Consider the following 15,526-nt stretch of genomic DNA (forward strand, 5'->3'; position numbering starts at 1 on the left):
TGGGCCAGGGTGCTGTCGCCGAGCGGTTCGGTGCCGGAGGCCAGGCCCAGGAGCGCGGAGCCGGTGCCGGTGTGCGCGGTGGTGGAGGCCACGGGTGCCCTGACGCCGCCGGTGGTCCAGGACGTGAGCCCGGATTCGAACCCGCCGTTCGCGACCCCGGGAACCGGGGCCGCCGGGGTCACCGGAGCCGACGCCGCCGACGGCGCGGACGTCCCGACGGCGTTCGTCGCCGTCACGGTAAACGTATACGCCGTGCCGTTGCTCAATCCGGTGACGGTCGCCGTCGTCGAGGGCGGACTCCCGGAGACCGTCACCGGAGCCAAAGCCGTGCCACCCGTGGAAGGCGTCACCGCATAGGAGGTGATCGGGGAGCCGCCGTTGCCCGGCGCCGTCCACGACACGGCCGCGGAGGCGTTGCCCGCCGTCGCGCTCACGCCGGTGGGAGTCCCCGGAACCGTTGGGGCCGTCGGGGTCACGGGAGCCGACGCGGCCGACGGGGGTGAGGTGCCGATGGCGTTCGTGGCGGTCACCGTGAACGTATACGGCGTGCCGTTGGTCAGCCCGGTGACGGTCGCCGTCGTCGAGGGCGGATTACCGGAAACCGTCACCGGAGCCAAAGCCGTGCCACCGGACGAAGGCGTCACAGCATACGAAGTGATGGGGGAGCCGCCGTTGGCCGGCGCCGTCCAGGACACCACCGCCGAAGCGTTACCCGCCGTCGCGCTCACGCCGCTGGGAGCAACCGGCGCGGTCGCGACAACGGGTGCATTGCCCAAGGCCTGGGCGACCGTTTGAACTGACGTGGTCCCGTTGGCTGTTCTCGCTGCGAGCCATGTGACAAAGGTCTTGAAGAGGTTCGGGTCGATGGTCAACGTGGGATCAGTTCCGACCGCGATGTGGTGGAAGGTCAGCTGGACCCAGCCTCCTCCCGGTTCCGCGTTGGTCACGAGGTCTTCGAGGTTTTGTAGCGTCCAGGTGCTGTCCACTTCATCAGGTGCCGCTGTGTTGTATGGATTGGCCGGGGGGATGGTTTCCGCGAAGGGGCAGCCGGAGCAACTCGCGGGCGAACGGATGTCACCCAAATTGCGGGCACTGGCAAAACCGCAATTCTTCACGATTTGCTCGACGGACGAGTTTTCAGCGGCGAAAGGATAGGCGAAATCGGTGGCGTTGAACCCCCAGCTGGCAAGCGTGGTCCGGCCGCCGCACACCTCGTTGGTGGCGGCCGACGTGGACAAGGTGGTGAGGTCCGGGTGGGTGATGGTGTGGCCGCCGATCTCGTTCCCGTCCGCGGCGATGCTGTTCAGATTGGCACGGGTGAGCCATGACGGATTATCGATCCAGCTGGTCGTAATGAAGAAGGTGCCGTGCAATCCGAGCGACTTCAGCAACTGTTCGGCCGGGAGCTGATCGGCATTGCCGTCGTCGAACGTCAGGCTGATGATTGTTTTCGGAAGTGCCGCACGTGCGGGAGGCGCCAAGTAGACAGCGGAGTAGCCAAGCAAGAACAGCACGGACACGGCCGTGGCCCAGCGGAACCACGTGGGCCGCCGGAACAGTATGGTCAGGAGCCGCATCGGCTTCCCCTTTTTCTGAACAGACCGGGTCAGAATCCCCAGGTCCGGAGCCTAGTGGCTATGCACGGCACGGGTTAAGAGTGGGTGGTACCCGTTTTGGACCCGGTCTTCCGCCCTACCACTCAGGCTCCGATGCGCGTACCCGGCCCCGAGGCCGTCGACTCAAGCGAAACGAGGCCGTCGACTCAAGCGAAAGGGGCGTACCTGCCGTCAGAAACGAGCTCGATTGTCCCGTCGTGCACGCTCACCAGCGGCCCGTGACCCGGCAGGATGGTCTCAGCCCCCAGCTGCCTGAGATGCTCAACGCTGGCCAAGGTCTCCGACGGGTGGTGGTGGAAGACGGCGGGCAACAGCTGCGGTCCGCGGACCGGACTGACAGCGTGGCCCGTGACGAGAGCATCCCCGGTGACCACGGCTTTAGCTGAAGGGACGAAGAAGGACACATGGCCGCTGGTGTGCCCGCCCGTGGCAATGATCCGGGGAGATCCCGGGAGCGCGTCCAGGATGTCCTGGGTCATCGCAGCGACGCCCGGGACCGCGACGTCGGACAAGCCCCCGGAGCGGATGGCGTGGACCGCCCACGCGCCGACCCTGGGGCGGAGGATCCGCAAACCAAGGTCCTTCACGGTGACTTGTTCAAGGACCTCCCGGCGGATGTTTGGCAACTCCGCGTTGGACGCAAATACCGGAATGCCCATTGCGGATATTCTCGCGGCATTGCCGATGTGATCAGAGTGACCATGCGTCAGGAGAACTCCGGCAGCATTTTCAATACCCAGTCCAAGGAAATTCACGCTCGATTGGAGCAATGGCCAGTTCCCGGGATAGCCCGTGTCGATGAGGGTGAATTCGTTGCCCCGTTTGAGGATGGTCCAGTTGACGGCAGGTCCCTCGATGAAGAAGACGTCCTCGGCAACTTCCGTCACGTTGTCCTCGGCTGACCAGTTCTTAGGCATGCTTCCTTCTGTTTGTAGGTGTCGCGGGGGCTCCACATGCGTGCTCGGATGCGCCTCAGGTACGCCGGACCATCTTATCCTCGGTGAGGGCCCCGGCCCTGCCGTCTTGGTGATACCCGGGAGGGGTATTCAGGCCCCCTTCCCGAGGTGCCCGGGGCTCGATTTCACTTGGGGCAAAACCTTTGCTAAAGTCATAACCGCTTCATTCCTCCGTAGCTCAATTGGCAGAGCATTCGACTGTTAATCGAAGGGTTACTGGTTCAAGTCCAGTCGGAGGAGCGCAAAGGCCCCGCACCGGTTTAGATCGGTGCGGGGCCTGCTTTTTGCCTCGGTTTGTCTGATGTGCGTAATTATTCGAATGTGCAGAATCTCATTGCCGCGTCGTCACACGAAGTCCATTTCCACTTGCAGGAATCTCGCTGCCTCGGCCACGGCGGACTGGAAGGCGTCATCTTCGGTTGGCGGCGTCCTCGGCTCCCGTGGATGCCATTCGTGGGCGGCGGAGTGGACGCGCGTGAATCCGCCTCCAGGTGGTGCGTAGAAGATTCCGAAGCGTTGGACGGGCCATTCCGGGGAGGTCTCCGGTGCCACGAGCAGGGCCGCGCCATTTGTCGGATTGAACCATTGCGCAATCGGCCTGCGGCGGTCCTCCGTGAAGAGTCCAGCCGCATAAAGGGCCGCGGATTGCGGGCTTGTCACGGTGCATAGACGATCCCACCACAGCGGCAGGATGCCATCATCCTTGCGCTGCCATGGGGCTGGAGTAGGCTGGAGTTCCTGCCAACGGGGCACATCTCAACTTTATCTCCGGGCCATGACCGGGAACAGGCCTCGAAGCAACGGAAGGCCTCCTTAGTCCCGTTTCCATGGCCCCGGATTGATCCGGTAGAGGATTGCGGAACCGACGACGGCGCCCAGCAGGGCTCCGAACACAGGATTTCCGGCCCCGCGGCCCAGCAGGAAGCCGACGACGGCGCCAAGCACCGCTCCGAGGAAAAGGCCCCTGCCGTTGCGGTGCGGTTTGCGCGTCATGCCTTGAGCCTACTTCCGCATCGGGACGTCCGCGCTTCTCGAATCAGTTGACTGGCGCGTCAGTGGATGGACCCATCAGTGGATGGAGGGGACGGACCGGGGCCGCACGACGAGCCACAGGGCCGCGACGGCGCCGGCGAGGCACACGGCCTGGACAGCCCCCATGGGAACCGCGGAGCGGACGCCCAGCCAGCCAACCACCGGCGGGATGATGCCAGCCATCAGGAAGTTCGAGGCACCCAGCAGGGAAGCCGCGGTTCCTGCCTGTGCGCCATGGTTGGCCAAGGCAATCACCTGGACGCAGGGGAACATGAAGCCGGTGGCAAGGATGTAGAACCACAACGGGACCATGACGCCCCAGAGGCCGAAGCCGAGCAGATCGAACACCACAATCAATACCGCCATCAGCAGCATCCAGACCGTGGCAAACGCCATGATCCATTGCGGCGCTACCCGTTTGATGACCCTGGAGCTGATTTGAACGCCGGCGACGATGCCCAGGGAGTTGACGCCGAACAGCAGGCCGTATTCCTGCGGGGAAAAGTTGTAGACCTGTTGGAACAGGAACGTGGACGCGGAAAGGTAAGCAAACAGTCCGCCGAAGTTGAACCCGCCCACGAGCAGCATCCCGACGAAAATCCGGTCGGCGAACACAGCCTTGTAGCGTTGGCCCGCCGTCGACGTCGTCTGCCGGCGGAGTTCGGCAGGATACGTTTCCCGGATGAGGAACACAGCGGCAATGATCACCAGGATTCCGTAACTGGCCAGGAAGTAGAAGATCCCGGGCCATGGCATCACCAAGAGCAGCTGTGAACCGATGATCGGAGCCAGAATGGGCGCCAGGCCGTTCACCAGCGACATGCGGGAGAACATCCGCACCATCGCGTAGCCCGCGAAGAGGTCCCGGACCATGGCCATGGCAACCACGCCGCCACCGGCTGCACCGACGCCCATCAGGACGCGGAACAGCGCAAGCGTGCTGATGTCAGTGGACAGTGCAGCACCGAGGGAAGAACCGATGTGCAAGGCCGTTGCCAGGATCAACGGCATGCGGCGCCCGAACTTGTCGCTGAAGGGCCCCACCACCAATTGGCCAATCGCGAAGCCCACCGTTGTGCCCGTCAGCGTGAGTTGGATCGCAGCGGCTGACACGTCGAAATGATGCTCCAGCGCGGGAAACGCGGGCAGATAGAGATCCACCGTAAATGGACCCAAGGCGGTCAATGCGCCAAGCAGCAGGATATAGAGGAGTTTTTCGCGTCGACTGAGGGAATCGCCCGGTACAGGGGGAGTGTTCACGGTTATCAATCCTATGTGCGAAAGATCATATTTATCAGCGATGGCAGGGGCGCGCCGCTGGGCCGTCCCGGAAGTTGAGGCTGAAGCTGAATGGTAGTTTTGTGGACAGGTGCGCGTGGGCGGTTGTATTCGTCTCCGTGCCGGAGCCGGGTAGGAGCAAGATGGAAGCAGTGAGGCGGAACCTATGAGTGGACGTCACAGCGGCCGGGTTGGCCAACGCCCGGGCATTTCGGCGTTGCCGAACACCCTGAAACTTGCAGCCCGGCTCGCGCCGCGGCAGCTCAACGACGAAATCAGCCTCGCCAAGCTTGAACTCAAAGGCAAAGGCAAGCAGCTGGGCATTGCCGGCGCTTTTGTTGGCGTTGCACTGATCTTTCTTTCTTTGCTTGTCATCGCCCTCGTCGTGGCGGCCATCTTGGGCTTGGCCACGGTCATGCCCCCGTGGCTGGCCGCGCTCGTGGTTGCGGCGGCGTTCCTTGTGATCATTCTTATCGGGGCGCTCATTGCCTTCCGCGCGTTCAAGGGGGCCATGCCGCTTGTGCCTGAGAAAACCATCCGCGGCATCAAGCACGATCTCGGCATAGTCAAGGAAGGTACGGCCTTCGACGCGAGCGTCCTCGACCCCTCGTCGGAAGCCTACAAGGCAGCGGAGGCAGCGAAAGCAGCCGCAGCCGAGAAAGCCAAGGCAGAAAAGGCCGCCAAGGCAGAAGCACACAAGGCCGAGCAACCCCCCGCCCCGAGCGAAGCTGAGCTGCTCCGCCGTCTGGAGCAGCGCCGCGAACACCTCGCCGACGTTCGCGATCAGCTCGGCGTCGAGCTCGACGTCAAGACCCAGGGGAAGGTCCTCCGTGACGTCGCCGGGCAAAAGCTCGACGACGGACGCCGGTTCGCGGCCGACAGAATCGCGGATTTCAGTGAGAAGGTTCCTGCCGGGCTGCCGGAGCGGCTCGCCGCGCGCTGGAAAGAGCTACTTCTCTTTGCCGCTTCGGCCACGGTGGCCGCAGTGGGACTGCGGAAGCTGTTCAAGAAGTAATCGGGACGGGAAGCAGCAGCGTCAGCTGCGGACTACGGAAAGGGGGACAGGTGAAATTCATCGGTGCAGGCGCACGCCCGGGCCAGCCACAGATCGACCACGATCTCATCTTCACCGTCCCCAATTTCCTGACCGTGCTCCGCTTCATGGGCGTCCCGTTGTTCGTGTGGCTGGTGCTGTGGCAAAGGGAATACGGTTTCGCCGTGCTGGTCCTCGCCATCATGGGAGGTACTGACTGGGTGGATGGCTACGTCGCGCGGCGTTTCAACCAGACCTCCAAGCTGGGCCGCATCCTCGATCCCGTCGCGGACCGCCTGGCACTCATCACCGTCGCCGTCACGCTCGCCATCGCCGGGGTAGTGGACTGGTGGTACCTGGCCGCCCTGGTGGTGCCCGACGTCGTCCTCGCCACGGCCTCATTGTTCTACTTCCATAGCCACCCCGACCTCCCGGTAAGCCGGATCGGCAAGATCCGGACGGCCTTCCTGCTCCTGGGCACCCCTCTCCTGGTCCTCTCCAAGCTCGCGATTCCCTACACCGGTGTCTATTTCGTGATCGCCTGGATCTGCCTGGGATTGGGCCTGCTAGGGCACTGGGTAGCGGCCTACAACTATTTCTGGGCAATCCTCCGCAAGGGCAAAGAGCTTAAAGCCCACGACGGCGGTCGCAGCTGATGGTCTGGTTCGCAGTCCTTCTTGCGGTGCTTGGCGCCTTCTGCCTCGCCATTGGTGCCCAGCGCCAGGGCAGCGCGGTCAAGGCGGATACCGGTGGCCTCGCCCTGAGTTCCCACGGTTTCCTGCGGCTTCTCCGAAATCCGCGATGGATGTTCGGGCTGCTTTTGCTTGCCCTGGGCATGGGCATGAACGCTATTGCCTTGGTATCGGCACCGTTGACTGTGGTGCAGCCCATCGGTGCCATCGCCTTGGTCATCACCACGGTGGTCAACGCCAAGGACCAGGGGCTCAGTATCAACCGCGGCACCGTGGTGGCGATCTCTGCCTGCGTGACGGGCTCTGCGATGTTCGTTCTCCTGGCTGTCAACGCCACCCAGGAGAACCACCATGTCAGCGGAGAGGACGAAATAACCATCGTCCTCCTGCTGGCACTCGCCGTCGGACTTTTTGGAACGTTGGCGGTCATGTTCCGGCACCGCATGAGCGCCTTCGTCTACATCCTGGGTGCCGGAGTGTTGTTTGGCTTCGTCGCGGTCCTCACACGCATCATCGGCCGGCACTTGCTCGACCCCAACGGGCACTTTCTGCTCAATGTGCAGTGGTACACCGTCGTCGCCATTGCGGCTGCCGGCGGCCTCGGCTCGTGGTTCGTGCAGAGTGCCTATTCGGGCGGGCCGCCGGATCTGGTCATCGCAGGGTTGACCGTGATCGACCCCATTGTGGGAATTGCCATCGGCATCGCGATTTTGGGTGAGCTTCGTCCCGATGTCCACGCCGTGCTGGCAATCGCCATGGCTGTGGCCGCTTCCCTTGCTATCGTTGGGGTTATTGCCCTGAGCCGGCACCATCCCGAGGTCACCAAGAGAAAGCGTGACGCGAAGGCGGCTGCAAGCCGGAAGGCCTAGGGCAGAGTTCGACAACCGTGCCCCGCACATCCGCGGCAGGCAACCGGCGAAGACACCGCAGGGCCAAACGTTTTGCTGTGTTCGCACCGTGACCATCAGGAGTTCTCCACGTGACTGTTCCCGAAACCAACAAACCCCTCACCATCCTGATCGCGGCGGAGACGTACCGCCCGCAGGTCAATGGTGCTGCTCAGTTCGGGTACCGGCTTGCCAAAGGCATGAAGGCGCGGGGACACGATGTCCACGTCCTGGCCTGCCGGGCGGACAACGGCAAGAGCTTCACCGAGTTCGGGGACGAAGGCACCGTCCACCGCTTGAAGTCCCACGGAGTCTTTACCCACGAGTACTTCCGCATCTGCTATCCCTGGGAAATCAAGAACGACATTCGACTGCTCTTCGACAGGGTGCAGCCCGACGTCGTTCACATCCAAAGCCACTACATGATCGGTGAACACGTCCTCTACGAGGCCAAGAAGCGCGGTATCCGGATCATCGCCACCAACCACTTCATGCCCGAAAACCTCAACCCGTTCCTGCCGTTCCCGCAGTGGTTCAAGGACATCATCGGGCGGGTCTCGTGGAAGGACATGGGTAAGGTCATGGGCCAGGCCGATGTTGTCACCACTCCCACGCCGCTTGCCGCGAAGGCCATGCACCAGCACGCTTTCCTTCGCAAGGTCCTGCCTTTGTCCAACGGTATCGACGCGGCGGCTTATGAACTGGCGCCGGGTGAAGAGATCGAGCCGCATGCCTACCCCACCGTTCTTTTTGTGGGCCGCCTTGCTGAAGAGAAGCATGTGGACGTCCTGATCGACGCCGTCGCCAAGACACCCGCCGACCTCAACGTGCATCTTGAAATCGTCGGCGGCGGCGAGGTCCGTGCCGCATTGGAGGCCCAGGCCAAGCGCCTGGGGCTGGGCGGGCGGGTCAAGTTCCTTGGACTCGCGAGCGATGAAGACCTGAGGAAGGCCTACATTCGCGCTGACCTGTTCTGCATGCCCGGGACCGCCGAACTGCAGTCCCTCGTAACGCTTGAGGCGATGTCGGCGTCGACGCCGGTTCTCCTCGCCAATGCCATGGCCCTGCCGCACCTGGTGCGCGAAGGCGAGAACGGGCATCTGTTCACGCCAGGCGACAGCAACGAGTTGGCAGCCCGGATCACCGAGCTTTTCCGTCTGCCGGCCGGCGAACTCGAAGCCATGGGCAAGGCGAGCCGCGCCATGGTGGAGCCGCACAGCATCGAAGGCACCCTGCAGACGTTCGAGGACCTCTACCGCGGGGCGGGCTACGAAGACAAGGTGATCTAGTCACGTGGAGCCGGCTAGTGTGCCGCTTGGCGTCGGGAGCCGGATTGTTTTGCTAGAGTGTTTTGGCCGGGGACGCTGATAAGGCGCTCCCGCCGACTCGGGGCTATAGCTCAGCTGGTTAGAGCGCGGGACTCATAATCCTAAGGTCCTCGGTTCAAGTCCGAGTAGCCCTACCGATAATGTGCCTCTGAGCTGCGGAAACGCAGGGAAGGGGCACTCTCGTTTTGAGGTTCTAAGGTCATCATCCACCGGAAACCCACCGGAAACGTTTTAGGACTCACCTTGAATGACTGCTCGGATAGTCCCTCAGGTTGTACTCTCCCGCGAAGACCACGATTTTCTCCGGGAGAAAGCCGCGGCCGCCGGAACAATCCGCGTTCCCGCGGGTGAATACCGATTCTTCGACACGGCAACTTTGCCAGTTGTCGGGAAAGCGCCGCCTGAAGCGCGCCACAACGCTACTGGTTGAGGGTCGCTAGCGCCAGCGCGTACGCATAACCACGTATGGAAGCGAACGGACCGCGAGGGTCACAGTCCCGGTTCGGCTTCAACGGGCAGGGACCACGCTCCTATTGATCGGCCAATAACCGGCCTACTAATCTGGGGAAAGTAAGCACGCTTATCATAGTGGTTCAGTGAAGAGCGGGAGGAACGATGGAATCCATCCATGCTTCTCAGCCAAAGCGGCGGCTACCCGTTTCCAGAGGCCGGGGAAATCATTCCCCCAGCCAGGATCCGCCCGTTTCAAGGCCGGACCGGCCCTCGCCTCTCCGTCGCTTCCTCGGCCTGCTTGGGCCGGGCCTGGTGACCGGATCGGCCGATGATGACCCGTCAGGCATTGCGACCTACGCGCAGGCGGGCGCCACCTTTTCCAACGGCATGCTCTGGACCGCGCCGGCGACGTTGCCGATGATGATGGCAGTCCAGGAAATTTGCGACCGCACTGCCCTCGCCACCGGGGACAGTCTGGGGAGGCTTGCCCGCCGCAAATTCTCCAGAAAACCTCGCGTGGTGATCGGCATCCTGATCGTCGCCCTGCTAGCTGCAAACACCCTGAACGCTGCGGCGGACTTGATGGCAATCGGGCAAGGGATGGAATTGCTCGGGGCCGGGCCCGGCCATCTCTGGAGTGCTGTCGCCGGCGTCGGAATAGCCATTGCCTTGATGGTCGGCGGCTTCGACATCATCTCCAAAACCTTCAAGTGGCTCTGCATGGCACTGCTGGCGTACGTCGCGGTCCTGTTCGTTGCCAAGGTGGACTGGGGCGACGTCGCGAAGGGGCTATTCGGCCTGCAGTTCCGGCCAAGCCTGGACTACCTGGCACTGATTGTCGCCGTCCTGGGCACCACCATCTCCCCCTACTTGTTTTTCTGGCAAAGCGCCCACAGGATCGAGGAACTCCGCGAGGAAGACGATGGGAACGCGCAAGAAGTCAGCCTGGGGGAAAGAGCCCCCGCACCGGCTGCGCACAAGCTCCGCAACGCCCGCGCCGACGTGTTCACCGGCATGTTCTTCTCCGTCTTGGTCATGTTCGCCATCATGGCGGCCACCGCCGCGACGCTTGGCAAAAACGGGACGGACGTCAAGACTGCGGCGGACGCGGCCAAAGCACTGGAACCCATCGCGGGACCGGCCGCCAAGTTTCTCTTCGCCGTCGGGTTCATCGGCTCGGGGATACTGGCAGTCCCCGTCCTCGCCGCAGCCGGATCCGCCGGGCTGGCCGGGCTTCTCGACAAGAATTGGGGATTCGACCGCCGCCCCGGCAAGGCGCGCACGTTCTACGTACTTCTCGGCGTGGGGACCATCGGGGGCGTCATCATCAGCTTCTTCGCCACCGACCCCATCGGGTTGCTGATCCTGAGCGCGATCATCAACGGTATCGCCGCCGCCCCGTTCCTCATCGTCACCATGCTCATCGCCAGGGACCAAGAGATCATGGGCGAGTACCGCAACGGCAAACTCGCCGGCACGCTCGGTTGGGCCACCACCGCCATCATGGTTGTCGCCGGAGCCGTCGGCATCTGGACCACCGTCACCGGAAGCTCATAATGCGCACGGGCTCCGGGTCGCGCCGTTTGAATTCCATGGCGGCTGGCCAGCTTCCAATCGGTACTTCCGGGTTCTTTTCCGGAGCCCGGCCTGCCCCCGGCAGTTCACGAGCATCTGTTCTAGGCGAGGTGCCTTCCTCCGGTGACTCCGATGACTGATCCTGACATGTAACTGGCTTCCGCGGTGGCCAGTAACACGAAGCTTGACGCCAGTTCAGCTGGTTGACCGGCCCGCCCGAGAGGTGTGTCCTCGCCGAAATGCACAATTTTTTCGCTCGGCTGGGTCGGGGGCTGAAGAGGCGTCCAGATCGGTCCGGGTGCCACGGCGTTGACGCGGATTCCGCGTGGCCCCAGTGACTCCGCAAGTGAGAAAGTCATGTTGATGATGGCCGCCTTGGTGGCGGCGTAGTCGATAAGGCTCGGGCTCGGGTGGTAGCCCTGGATGGACGACACGTTGATGATCGCGGAGCCTGGCTGCAGATGGGGCAGCGCGGCCTTGGTCAGCCAGAAAAGGGCATAGACGTTGGATTTGAAGGTCCGGTCGAACTGCTCGCTCGTGAGGTCTTCGATTCCTTCGCTCGTGGTCATTTGATAGCCGGCATTGTTCACGAGAACGTTCAGCCCACCGAACTCCGCAACAGTTTGGGAGACGACATCTTGGCAGAAAGCCTCGTCGCAGAGGTCACCGGGCAACGCCAAGGCGCTCCGACCGGCATCTTCGATCAACTGGACTGTGTGCACCGCGTCTTGTTCTTCTTCAGGCAGGTACGTGAAGGCAACGTCGGCTCCTTCACGGGCGAAGGCAATCGCGGCAGCCCTTCCGATGCCGGAATCAGCGCCGGTGATCAGGGTCCTGAAACCCTCCATGCGGTGGTGGCCGATGTAAGTGCTTTCGCCGTGATCCGGGCGGGGACGCATCGCGTCGGTCCAGCCAGGGTAGTCCTGCGGCTGAGCTTCGAACGAGCCTCCCGGGTACAAGGTCCGGGGATCTCCCGCAGCCTCGGGAGTCTCCGGGCGGCCGACTATCTGGTTTTCGAGGGCCGCCGCAATGTCCTCGTCTAAATCGGTGGAGTCCAAATAATTCGGGATTGATTCGGCCTCGCCAAACAGCGAATCGTTTGCCTTCTTCGCGTCCTGAGGGAAATTGCTCTCTGTCATCACTATTCCTCCATCGTCCCTGGATGCTTCAATCGGCAGGGCGCCTGCCATGAGCGGTTCTATATTGTGGAGTGGCCCGCGACGGCGCTGCCGTCCTGGTCCGTCTCTCACGGATAACGGGAAACTCCTCGAACTTGGCGCATTGGTATTTGGGTCTTCTGGACCGGCCCGGTCGTCGAAGGTCTGGTCGTCTTAAGAACGTAAAACCGGCAGCCGGTGTGCGCAAGTTCTTCAGCATACTTATCTTCGTCACGAGCCTTATGGAGGGAACTTGGCCACGATCCAACACATGGTCTTTGCGTGGAGGGATCCACACGCTCGAATGAGAAGATAAGTATGCTGATTATGTTGCCTCGCTGGCGGCCGGTTTTTATGCTGTAAGACGATCAGCCGCTATGGCCACTCGAATACGCGACAGGAGTAGGCGTCATGAATGACGTGCATGGGTCGATTAACGTCAACGTTCCGGTCCGACTGGCCTATGAACAGTGGATGCGGTTTGAGGAGTTCCCGTTGTTCATGAGCGGAGTCGAGTCCGCGACATGGATCAATGAGGTTCGGGTCCATTTCAGGGCTGTTGTCGGCGCAGTGCACCGCGAATATGATGCGTGGATCATTGCCAGGGAACCGGACGAACAAATTGCCTGGGAGAGTGTTGGCCACCCCCTCACGGGAGGAACGGTACTTCTCGAGCCGCTCGGGCCGGCGGAAACAAAGATCCTGTTGCGCCTGAGTTGGGAGACGGCTTACCAGCGGGAAATGCCGGGGAGGCCCGCGGGTCTGAACGCGTACCGGATTCAGGAGGATCTGGAGCGCTTCAAGGAACTCGTTGAGGGGCGTCAGTCAGATTCGAAGGGGAGGCCCGCCCGTGCGATCGATGCCAACCCGAAAGCGAACGCAGCCAGGGGTCGGGATACTGCCCTGTCCGCCACCGAGATCAGCGCGGGGTAGCGTTCACTTCCGCGTCCGACTTGACGCCAGTGCTGATTGGCCGGGCGCCGGCTAGGGGCGTTCAGCGTTCTGCGGCGGGATTGCTTGTGCCTTGGGCCGCTTTGGCAGCTGTTGGGCCGCCCCCGGGGCCGCGGAGAATATAGGCGGCCCCGACGGCGAGGAGCATGCCGACAGCAGGGCCGAGGATGTAGATCCACAAGGATTCGTAATCGCCAGATGCGAAGGCTGGTCCGGCTGACCTGGCGGGGTTCATTGAGGAGCCGCTGACAGGCCCTGCCCATAAGCCGGCGAGCACAATATAGGCGCCGGCGGCGAGGGCTGAAAGCGGTCCGATGCTTTGCGCCCCGGACGCGGCACCCAGAATTGTGCTCACGAGCCCAAGCGTCAGCAGTACTTCGATGATGAGGGCTTGGGTCGGGGTAAACCCGTGGGCAGGATGGGTTCCACCCAAGCGGTCCTGCAGACCGAAAGTCAGGCGGAGAGCCACTGCGGCGATAGTTGCGCCGGCCAGCTGCGCCAGGATGTACCCCGGAACCCGCCTCCAAGGGAAGTCGCGGCGCAAAGCGAAGGCCAGTGTGACCGCTGGATTGAGGTGGGCTCCAGAGTTCGTGCCCATGAACAGGATGATTGCGGTCACGGTCAGCCCCGGAGCAGTGACGGCGGCGACCCGGCCTACGGCTCCGCCGGTGACTGAATCTATGATGTCTGCCCCCGCTGCAGCTAGCACAAGCAGGAATGTTCCGAATGTTTCGCTGAAAAGCCGGCGGAGTTCATGTGAAGAGTCGTTGAACTCGTTCACTTGGGCGCGCTGGGCCCTGGAAAGTCCGAGGCCGGGCAGGTGGTCGTTCTCCGGCGATTGTCCCCGTCGGGCGCGCGAGTCAGCCGTCTCTGGGTCTGCCATCAGTAGTTCCTTCTCCTTCCGTGGCGGACTGTATTCAGGTTGTCGATCAGCTCGTCCATGGTCCCGTTCTACCAGCCGGGAAGCGCACGCGGGAGCCCTTTATGGGCTGGTTTGCAGGACGGGCCCATAGGCCTCACTTGCACGCCAGACATGCGATCCAGCTGCATCCTCAAGCATGCAATGCCTCCTGCCGTAGACTCAGTCGTGACTGGGGATACTAAGCATGCTTAGCATGAGCGTGAGTGTCAACTGAACAACAGGAGAACGAGATGAGTTCCGTGGACGCCACCGAGCCCGAATCCGGGAAAGCCCCGGCCAGGGGCAGTAAACCAAAGGATTCTTCCGATCGGGGGAAGCCGGCCTCGAACAAGAAACGGTCACCTATAGTACGGTTCCTCCGCCTGCTCGGTCCCGGCCTGGTCACCGGCTCGGCCGATGATGACCCGTCCGGAATCGCGACCTACGCCCAGGTCGGCGCCACGTTCTCCAACGGGATGCTCTGGACTGCGCCGGTGACGTTGCCGATGATGATGGCCGTCCAGGAGATCTGCGACCGCACTGCCCTGGCCACCGGGGACAGCCTGGGCCGGCTAGCCCGACGGAAGTTCTCCAGAAAACCGCGGGTGGTGATCGCGATCCTCATCGTCGCACTGCTGGGGGCGAACACCCTGAACGCGGCGGCTGACCTGATGGCAGTCGGACAGGGCATGGAACTGTTCGGCGCGGGCCCGGCCCAGCTGTGGAGCGCGATCGCCGGTATCGGCATCGCCATCGTCTTGGTCGCCGGCGGTTTCGTCATCATTGCCAAGATCTTCAAGTGGCTCTGCCTGGCCCTGCTGGCCTATGTCGCGGTGCTGTTCGTGGCCAAGGTGGACTGGGCCGACGTCGTGGCGGGCCTTTTGGGCCTGCAGTTCCGCTTCGGCTGGGACTATCTTGGCCTGATCGTCGCGGTCCTGGGCACCACGATCTCCCCATACCTGTTCTTCTGGCAAAGCGCGCAACGGGTCGAGGAACTCCGGGAAGACGAGCTCGGAGGCGATAACGCCGTCGGGCTGGATGACAACTCGGCGCTGGCCGCTCACCGCAAGCTCCGAAACGCCCGCGCGGACGTGTTCATCGGGATGTTCTTCTCCGTCCTGGTCATGTTCGCGATCATCGCGGCCACCGCGGCGACCCTGGGAAAGAACGGCACGGACATCAAGACCGCCGCGGACGCGGCCAAGGCCTTGGAACCCATCGCGGGACCTGCCGCGAAGTTCCTGTTCGCAGCGGGGTTCGTTGGTTCCGGGATCCTCGCGGTCCCGGTCCTGGCAGCCTCGGGCTCCGCGGGGCTGGCCGGACTGCTCGGCAAGAACTGGGGTCTCGACCGGCGTCCCAGCAAGGCGCGCACGTTCTATGTGCTTCTTGGTGTGGGAACGCTCGGCGGCGTCATCATCAGTCTCTTCGACTCCGACCCCATCGGTCTGCTGGTCCTCAGCGCCATCATCAACGGGATCGCCGCCGCCCCGTTCCTCATCGTCACAATGCTCATCTCCAGGGACAAGGACCTCATGGGCGAATACCGCAACGGAAAACTCGCCGCCACCCTCGGCTGGGCCACGACCGCGATCATGGTGGTCGCGGGCGCCGTCGGCCTCTGGACCGCCGTCACCGGCAAAGCCTAAGCCGATCATCGTGACCGACGA

The 15,526-nt window shown here is 62.9% G+C and carries 14 protein-coding genes and 2 tRNA genes; 9 read left to right on the forward strand and 7 right to left on the reverse strand.

Translation table 11 applies throughout. The annotated features are described in order from the left end of the window. Positions 1-1,577 (reverse strand): fibronectin type III domain-containing protein (locus AC1DJB_RS21715; protein ID WP_476910819.1); only part of this gene is annotated, 1,577 nt, incomplete at its 3' end. Between the two features lie 185 nt (positions 1,578-1,762). Beyond that, positions 1,763-2,533: an MBL fold metallo-hydrolase gene (locus AC1DJB_RS21720; RefSeq protein WP_332603657.1), complete on the reverse strand. Its 771-nt coding sequence runs from the start codon at positions 2,531-2,533 to the stop codon at positions 1,763-1,765. A 206-nt stretch (positions 2,534-2,739) separates the two neighbouring features. Between AC1DJB_RS21720 and AC1DJB_RS21725 the strand changes: the two genes are divergently transcribed. After that, positions 2,740-2,812 (forward strand) — tRNA-Asn (locus AC1DJB_RS21725). Between the two features lie 105 nt (positions 2,813-2,917). Here the strand turns inward: AC1DJB_RS21725 and AC1DJB_RS21730 are convergent. From AC1DJB_RS21730 to AC1DJB_RS21740, 3 genes are all read right to left on the reverse strand, one after another. Further along, the gene (locus AC1DJB_RS21730) at positions 2,918-3,325 is read right to left on the reverse strand and encodes a hypothetical protein (protein WP_476910820.1); all 408 of its coding nucleotides are present in this window, start codon (positions 3,323-3,325) and stop codon (positions 2,918-2,920) included. A 60-nt stretch (positions 3,326-3,385) separates the two neighbouring features. Then, on the reverse strand, positions 3,386-3,565 hold the full coding sequence (locus AC1DJB_RS21735) for a glycine zipper domain-containing protein (RefSeq protein ID WP_059387861.1): 180 nt from the start codon (positions 3,563-3,565) through the stop codon (positions 3,386-3,388). Between the two features lie 75 nt (positions 3,566-3,640). Then, positions 3,641-4,864 (reverse strand): multidrug effflux MFS transporter, encoded by a 1,224-nt coding sequence (locus AC1DJB_RS21740; RefSeq protein ID WP_370872191.1) that lies wholly within the window; start codon positions 4,862-4,864, stop codon positions 3,641-3,643. A 184-nt stretch (positions 4,865-5,048) separates the two neighbouring features. Here AC1DJB_RS21740 and AC1DJB_RS21745 point away from each other — a divergent pair, with 184 nt between their 5' ends. The 6 genes from AC1DJB_RS21745 to AC1DJB_RS21770 all read left to right on the forward strand — a co-directional run bounded on the left by AC1DJB_RS21745 (position 5,049) and on the right by AC1DJB_RS21770 (position 10,832). After that, on the forward strand, positions 5,049-5,897 hold the full coding sequence (locus tag AC1DJB_RS21745) for a phage holin family protein (protein WP_284990493.1): 849 nt from the start codon (positions 5,049-5,051) through the stop codon (positions 5,895-5,897). 50 nt (positions 5,898-5,947) lie between these two features. After that, positions 5,948-6,571, forward strand: coding sequence for a CDP-alcohol phosphatidyltransferase family protein (locus tag AC1DJB_RS21750; protein WP_059387860.1), 624 nt, complete (start codon positions 5,948-5,950; stop codon positions 6,569-6,571). After that, complete coding sequence (locus AC1DJB_RS21755; protein ID WP_059387859.1) at positions 6,571-7,476, forward strand: DMT family transporter; 906 nt, start codon at positions 6,571-6,573, stop codon at positions 7,474-7,476. Before AC1DJB_RS21750 ends, AC1DJB_RS21755 begins: the two co-directional genes overlap by 1 nt. Before the next feature lie 110 nt (positions 7,477-7,586). Continuing rightward, a complete protein-coding gene (locus tag AC1DJB_RS21760) occupies positions 7,587-8,783 on the forward strand; it encodes a glycosyltransferase (RefSeq protein ID WP_059387858.1) in 1,197 nt (398 codons plus the stop codon). 99 nt (positions 8,784-8,882) lie between these two features. Further along, positions 8,883-8,956 (forward strand) — tRNA-Ile (locus tag AC1DJB_RS21765). Positions 8,957-9,587: 631 nt separating this feature from the next. Further along, positions 9,588-10,832, forward strand: coding sequence for an Nramp family divalent metal transporter (locus AC1DJB_RS21770; RefSeq protein WP_441438340.1), 1,245 nt, complete (start codon positions 9,588-9,590; stop codon positions 10,830-10,832). A gap of 119 nt (positions 10,833-10,951) precedes the next feature. Here AC1DJB_RS21770 and AC1DJB_RS21775 read toward each other — a convergent pair whose 3' ends face one another. Beyond that, on the reverse strand, positions 10,952-11,989 hold the full coding sequence (locus tag AC1DJB_RS21775; RefSeq protein ID WP_441438339.1) for an SDR family oxidoreductase: 1,038 nt from the start codon (positions 11,987-11,989) through the stop codon (positions 10,952-10,954). 429 nt (positions 11,990-12,418) lie between these two features. Here AC1DJB_RS21775 and AC1DJB_RS21780 point away from each other — a divergent pair, with 429 nt between their 5' ends. Continuing rightward, positions 12,419-12,940, forward strand: a complete 522-nt coding sequence (locus AC1DJB_RS21780) for an SRPBCC family protein (protein ID WP_441438338.1) — start codon at positions 12,419-12,421, stop codon at positions 12,938-12,940. Between the two features lie 61 nt (positions 12,941-13,001). Here the strand turns inward: AC1DJB_RS21780 and AC1DJB_RS21785 are convergent, their stop codons facing one another. Next, positions 13,002-13,841: an MIP/aquaporin family protein gene (locus tag AC1DJB_RS21785; RefSeq protein WP_441438337.1), complete on the reverse strand. Its 840-nt coding sequence runs from the start codon at positions 13,839-13,841 to the stop codon at positions 13,002-13,004. Positions 13,842-14,083: 242 nt separating this feature from the next. On the opposite strand from AC1DJB_RS21785, the gene AC1DJB_RS21790 reads away from it, so the two are divergent. Continuing rightward, the gene (locus AC1DJB_RS21790; protein ID WP_441438336.1) at positions 14,084-15,505 is read left to right on the forward strand and encodes an Nramp family divalent metal transporter; all 1,422 of its coding nucleotides are present in this window, start codon (positions 14,084-14,086) and stop codon (positions 15,503-15,505) included. The last annotated feature ends 21 nt before the right edge of the window (positions 15,506-15,526 follow it).

It is taken from the genome of Arthrobacter sp. 01T428 (assembly GCF_056398685.1).